The sequence below is a fragment of the Sulfitobacter sp. 1A13353 genome (assembly GCF_043557255.1).
GTDB lineage: Bacteria > Pseudomonadota > Alphaproteobacteria > Rhodobacterales > Rhodobacteraceae > Sulfitobacter > Sulfitobacter faviae.
Map to the genome: position 1 here is coordinate 1 of NZ_JBIFFS010000020.1, position 4,202 is coordinate 4,202.

4 protein-coding genes are annotated in these 4,202 nt (G+C 54.1%); 2 read left to right on the forward strand and 2 right to left on the reverse strand.

From position 1 onward, the window contains the following. Positions 1 to 317 precede the first annotated feature (317 nt). Together ACGYLO_RS22000 and ACGYLO_RS22005 are read left to right on the forward strand one after the other, a co-directional pair. Positions 318 to 1,346, forward strand: a complete 1,029-nt coding sequence (locus tag ACGYLO_RS22000; RefSeq protein ID WP_394377450.1) for an IS110 family transposase — start codon at positions 318 to 320, stop codon at positions 1,344 to 1,346. Between the two features lie 312 nt (positions 1,347 to 1,658). Then, positions 1,659 to 2,865 (forward strand): IS3 family transposase gene (locus ACGYLO_RS22005; RefSeq protein ID WP_394377452.1). Its coding sequence is split into 2 segments (ribosomal slippage): positions 1,659 to 1,991 and positions 1,993 to 2,865, totalling 1,206 coding nucleotides; the frame shifts between segments, so codons are not numbered across the junction. 342 nt (positions 2,866 to 3,207) lie between these two features. Here ACGYLO_RS22005 and ACGYLO_RS22010 read toward each other — a convergent pair. Together ACGYLO_RS22010 and ACGYLO_RS22015 are read right to left on the reverse strand one after the other, a co-directional pair. Then, positions 3,208 to 3,684 carry a MarR family winged helix-turn-helix transcriptional regulator gene (locus ACGYLO_RS22010; protein WP_276154758.1) on the reverse strand — a complete coding sequence of 159 codons (477 nt, stop codon included), beginning with the start codon at positions 3,682 to 3,684 and terminating at the stop codon, positions 3,208 to 3,210. A gap of 215 nt (positions 3,685 to 3,899) precedes the next feature. After that, a partial coding sequence (locus tag ACGYLO_RS22015; protein ID WP_394377451.1) for a DDE-type integrase/transposase/recombinase occupies positions 3,900 to 4,202 on the reverse strand: 303 nt, incomplete at its 5' end.

Sequence of the window (4,202 nt, forward strand, 5' to 3'; positions counted from 1 at the left end):
CATGACCGCACCCGATCACACGTCACTATGTCGAAAAACCATCTTGCGCGAACGGGGGTATCCATACATGACCCGGTGGGGGTGCGGACGAAAAGTTGGACTATCTTGGAGATAGTCAATGTACAGCTACGAAGAACGATTGCGCGCGGTTAAGCTTTATATCAAGCTCGGCAAGCGCGTGCAGGTGAACTGGCCCCCATTTCGACCGGACACCTTGGACTGACCAAGGAGATGGGGTGGTTGCCGTCCTCCCCAAACGGCATCGTGTTGTGCCAAAATTGTGGCTGGCACAGCCCCAGAATAGAGAGGACGGCGACATGAAGGATACAATGATCGGGATTGACCTGGCGAAGAATGCTTTCCAGGTTCACGTGGCATCGATGACAGGTCATGTGAAGTGCCGGAAGAAACTGTCACGTGGACAATTCTTCCGATTCATCACGGAGCAACCGCCAGCACTTGTCATAATAGAAGCTTGCGGAAGTGCCCATTACTGGGCCCGCGAACTAGCCAAAGCGGGCCATGATGTAAAACTGATTGCACCGCAATATGTACGACCCTTTGTCAAACGCCAAAAGAACGATGCTGCAGATGCGGAAGCAATTGTTATTGCTGCGCGCCAGCCAGAGATGCGTTTTGTGCAGCCTAAGACTTCCGAGCAGCAAGCACGGGCTGCCCTGTTCCGAGCACGCGAACGTGTGGTTCGTCAGAGGACTGAATTGGTAAACGCGCTTCGATCGATGCTTTACGAATACGGTCAGGTCATTCCACTCGGTATTGGTCGCATCAAGCAGATCAAGGCCGTGATCGAAGGGGACGAGATCGACCTCCCCGAGCTTGTTCGGGAAGAGTGCCACGATTTGTTAGCTCAGATTGGTGAGCAGACGGCGCGAATTGAGAAGAGAACGAAGAGGCTCACGGAATTATCCCGACATAGTAAGTCCGCGCGGCGGCTTCAGACTATGCCAGGCGTAGGTCCGGTGACTGCGTTGGCTATTGAAGCCTTCGCGCCAGCTATGGAGAACTTCCGCTGTGGTCGCGATTTTGCGGCCTGGCTTGGGCTCGTTCCCCGGCAATTTTCGTCTGGTGGTAGAGAAAGGCTAGGCCGGGTATCAAAAGCTGGTCAGGCTGATATCCGAAGGCTGCTAATCATCGGCGCGATGGCTTGTGTGAATTGGGCTAGCCGTAAGCCGCCTAAGGCGGGATCATGGTTGGCGCGCATACTGTCAAGGAAGCCACGGATGTTGGTGGCAGTCGCGCTGGCGAACAAGATGGCGCGAACGATCTGGGCTATGCTGATCAAAAACGAAGATTATCGAGATCCGGCCTTGGCTGCGGCTATGTGACATGCCGACGAACTAAAAGCCAAGCCCGGCAAGGAGGTGTGAGAAGTCGATGACCTGAATGGGCGTATGATCGAACAGATCCGGATTGTGGAAACCAGTTTAAGCCAAGGAGCGTCAAGCTCGCCAAGGAGATTTGGACCCAATCCGCGGATCACCATACCGGCCCGCGGCTCCGACCAAAGCAAAGCCAAATTTGAGGCCTGACACAAGACCGAACTCGATCACACGTTTAAAAGTCAGAATGGCTCTTGCACTACGGACGGCAACCACACAAGGCTTAAGGATAGCCTTAAGCATGTGCTTTTGTCTGAGATGGAAATCATTACCGATGGCGGACGCCGTCGACGCTGGTCCGCGGCAGAAAAGCTGCGGGTTGTTGAGGAGACCCTCTATGACGAGGACAGCGTTTCCGCCGTTGCTCGTCGTAATGGGGTGGCGCCCAATCTCTTGTATCGTTGGCGTAGATTGATGCTTGAGGGAGGGAGTGTCGCTGTGACAGGGGATGACAGCGTGACCAGCAATAAGGGTCTTCGAGAGATGGAGGCCCGCGTTCGGGAGCTTGAGCGCCAGCTAGGACGCAAAACGCTGGAAGTGGAGATCTTGAAGGAAGCGCTCGACAAGTCCCGCTCAAAAAAACCGACATTGCTTGCGCGTGCCTGCGGCACCTCAAACCGGGCGGTTCCCGATGAAGGCGGTGGCACAAACCTTAGGTGTATCCCGATCGAACCTGCATGAACGCCAGAGCGGAAGCACGGAGCCGCGTCGGAGCTACTATAAAGCTCAGGACGCGGCGCTCTTGCCTCGTATTGAGCGTCTGGTGGCAGAGCGCCCAACCTATGGCTACCGCCGGATCACCGCTGTGCTGAACCGGGAGCTCAAGGCAGAAGGCCTTGCCCCGGCAAACCACAAACGCGTCTATCGCATTATGAAGGCCAATCACCTGCTGCTGGAGCGATCCGGCTTCGACCGGCCCGAACGCGCCCATGACGGCAAGGTCATCATGATGCGGTCGAACTTACGCTGGTGCTCTGATGGGCTGGAGTTCACCTGCTGGAATGGCGATGTTATCCGCGCGGCGTTCTTGCTCGATGCTCATGATCGCGAGGTCATCGCTTGGCGGGCTGTCGCCAATGCCGGGATTAGCGGCTCGGACGTGCGTGACATGCTTCTGGAGGCCGTCGAAAAACGCTTCGGCAGCTATTACGCCCCAGAGGTTGTTGAGGTCTTATCCGACAATGGCAGCTGCTATACGGCAAAGGAAACCCGCGTCTTTGCTCGCCAACTCGGCCTGAAGTCATGCTTCACGCCAGTATCAAGCCCGCAATCCAACGGCATGTCCGAAGCCTTCGTAAAAACGCTCAAGCGCGATTACGTGCGCGTTAACCCGCTACCCAATGCCGAAACCGTTCTAAATTTGATAGGAGATTGGAACGAGGACTATAACAACAACCACCCACACAGCGGCCTAAAATGGCGCTCGCCTCGCGAGTTCATCAAGGCCAAAACCGAAACCGCTTAGGTGTCCGGTGAAACGGGGGCCGGTCCAGTGACAATCAACAGGGGAGTAGCTCAAAAACGCATGCAGTCACGCCGAAATTCTATTGCTTTATCAAAGATGGCCTCTATGCCGCTGAAAGCGCGGAGATCAAAGCTCTTGCGGAAGTCGCCTATGGCCCGTCCTATTTTTACGACCTTGTTCTATCATTGGACGGTTTGCGCGGCGTGTGCCGATGTCTTGAGATTGATAGCTTCTGGTGCTGACCGCGCCACAACCGATGGAGCTTTGGCGGGCGCGATTCTCGAAGTGAATGATCGGGTGGAGCGGATCACGTGTCGTAACTTACTACTCAATCTATGAATATTACTTAGGTTCGATTTCTATTAGGTTCTTTGCATGATAAGCAGCTAGATGATTGTCGCGAACAACCTTTAGTAGGTTTTCAAACGCCCGCCAGTTTTGACCGGGTATGCTCCCCTTCGTAACCCCTTTAACTTCGTCGCTAATATCTGCTAATTTAGCCAATAGAGGGGCTGCTTTGTCGTCTATCTGAACCATCTTTACACGGCGATCATTCGGGTTTGTGCTTCGGGACACCAAACCTGCATCTTCCAAATTTTTCAGCATTCGGGTGGCGCTCATCGCACCAAACCCACTCATATCTGCTAGGTCATTTTGGCCCAAGGGACCAAAACGCGCTATATTTACCAGTGTTCGTGCTTCGCTTGGAGTAATTTCCAGCTCTGCTTTGTTTACCCCGTGCTCAAATTCGGCCCGCAACATACGAGAGATATCGAGAAGTAAGAAGAAAAACGAGTCTGAATCTATATGATTATACATAAGGCATTAGTTATTTCATGAGTGTGCTTATTCTCGTACTCTTCACTGGCTATCTGGTCACAGTCTATATGTGAAGTAGCGCCGCGCCTATAGATGAGACGTAAGCTCAGTTTTGACCAGTCCCCAGAGGTAATTCCTCCATTTTTAAGTGGGGTCCAGCCACGGTGTTGTCAACTTAACTTGCCACCCGCGAATAGATGGCCGGTCTTTGAGCTTCAGATGCTCGCAGCCTCCTTCCAGGCGTCGAAGGCCTCTATTCTGTGATAGCGTGTTTCGATTGCGGAACGGCGGCGGGCAGGTATCGAGAAGCGGTTTCTGGTGGCAGAATGACAGGCTACAAACCGTTGCAACCCGCCCGGAGAGCGAAACCCTTGCATGCACCGCTCTCGTTTTCGAAACGGCAAATGGCTGTTCTCGGCCCGATTGTTAAGGCCTTTGTGGGGATCATGCCCCATAGCGTGGTGTAACTCGCGGCTGGCCGGGCGCTTTCGACGGCCGAGCTGATCAGTCCGTCTGAG

Excerpts from the sequence above, each read along its gene's own strand:
- ACGYLO_RS22000 (WP_394377450.1), top strand. The coding sequence starts at position 318 with ATGAAGGATACAATGATCGGGATTGACCTGGCGAAGAATGCTTTCCAG.
- ACGYLO_RS22010 (WP_276154758.1), bottom strand. The coding sequence starts at position 3,684 with ATGTATAATCATATAGATTCAGACTCGTTTTTCTTCTTACTTCTCGAT.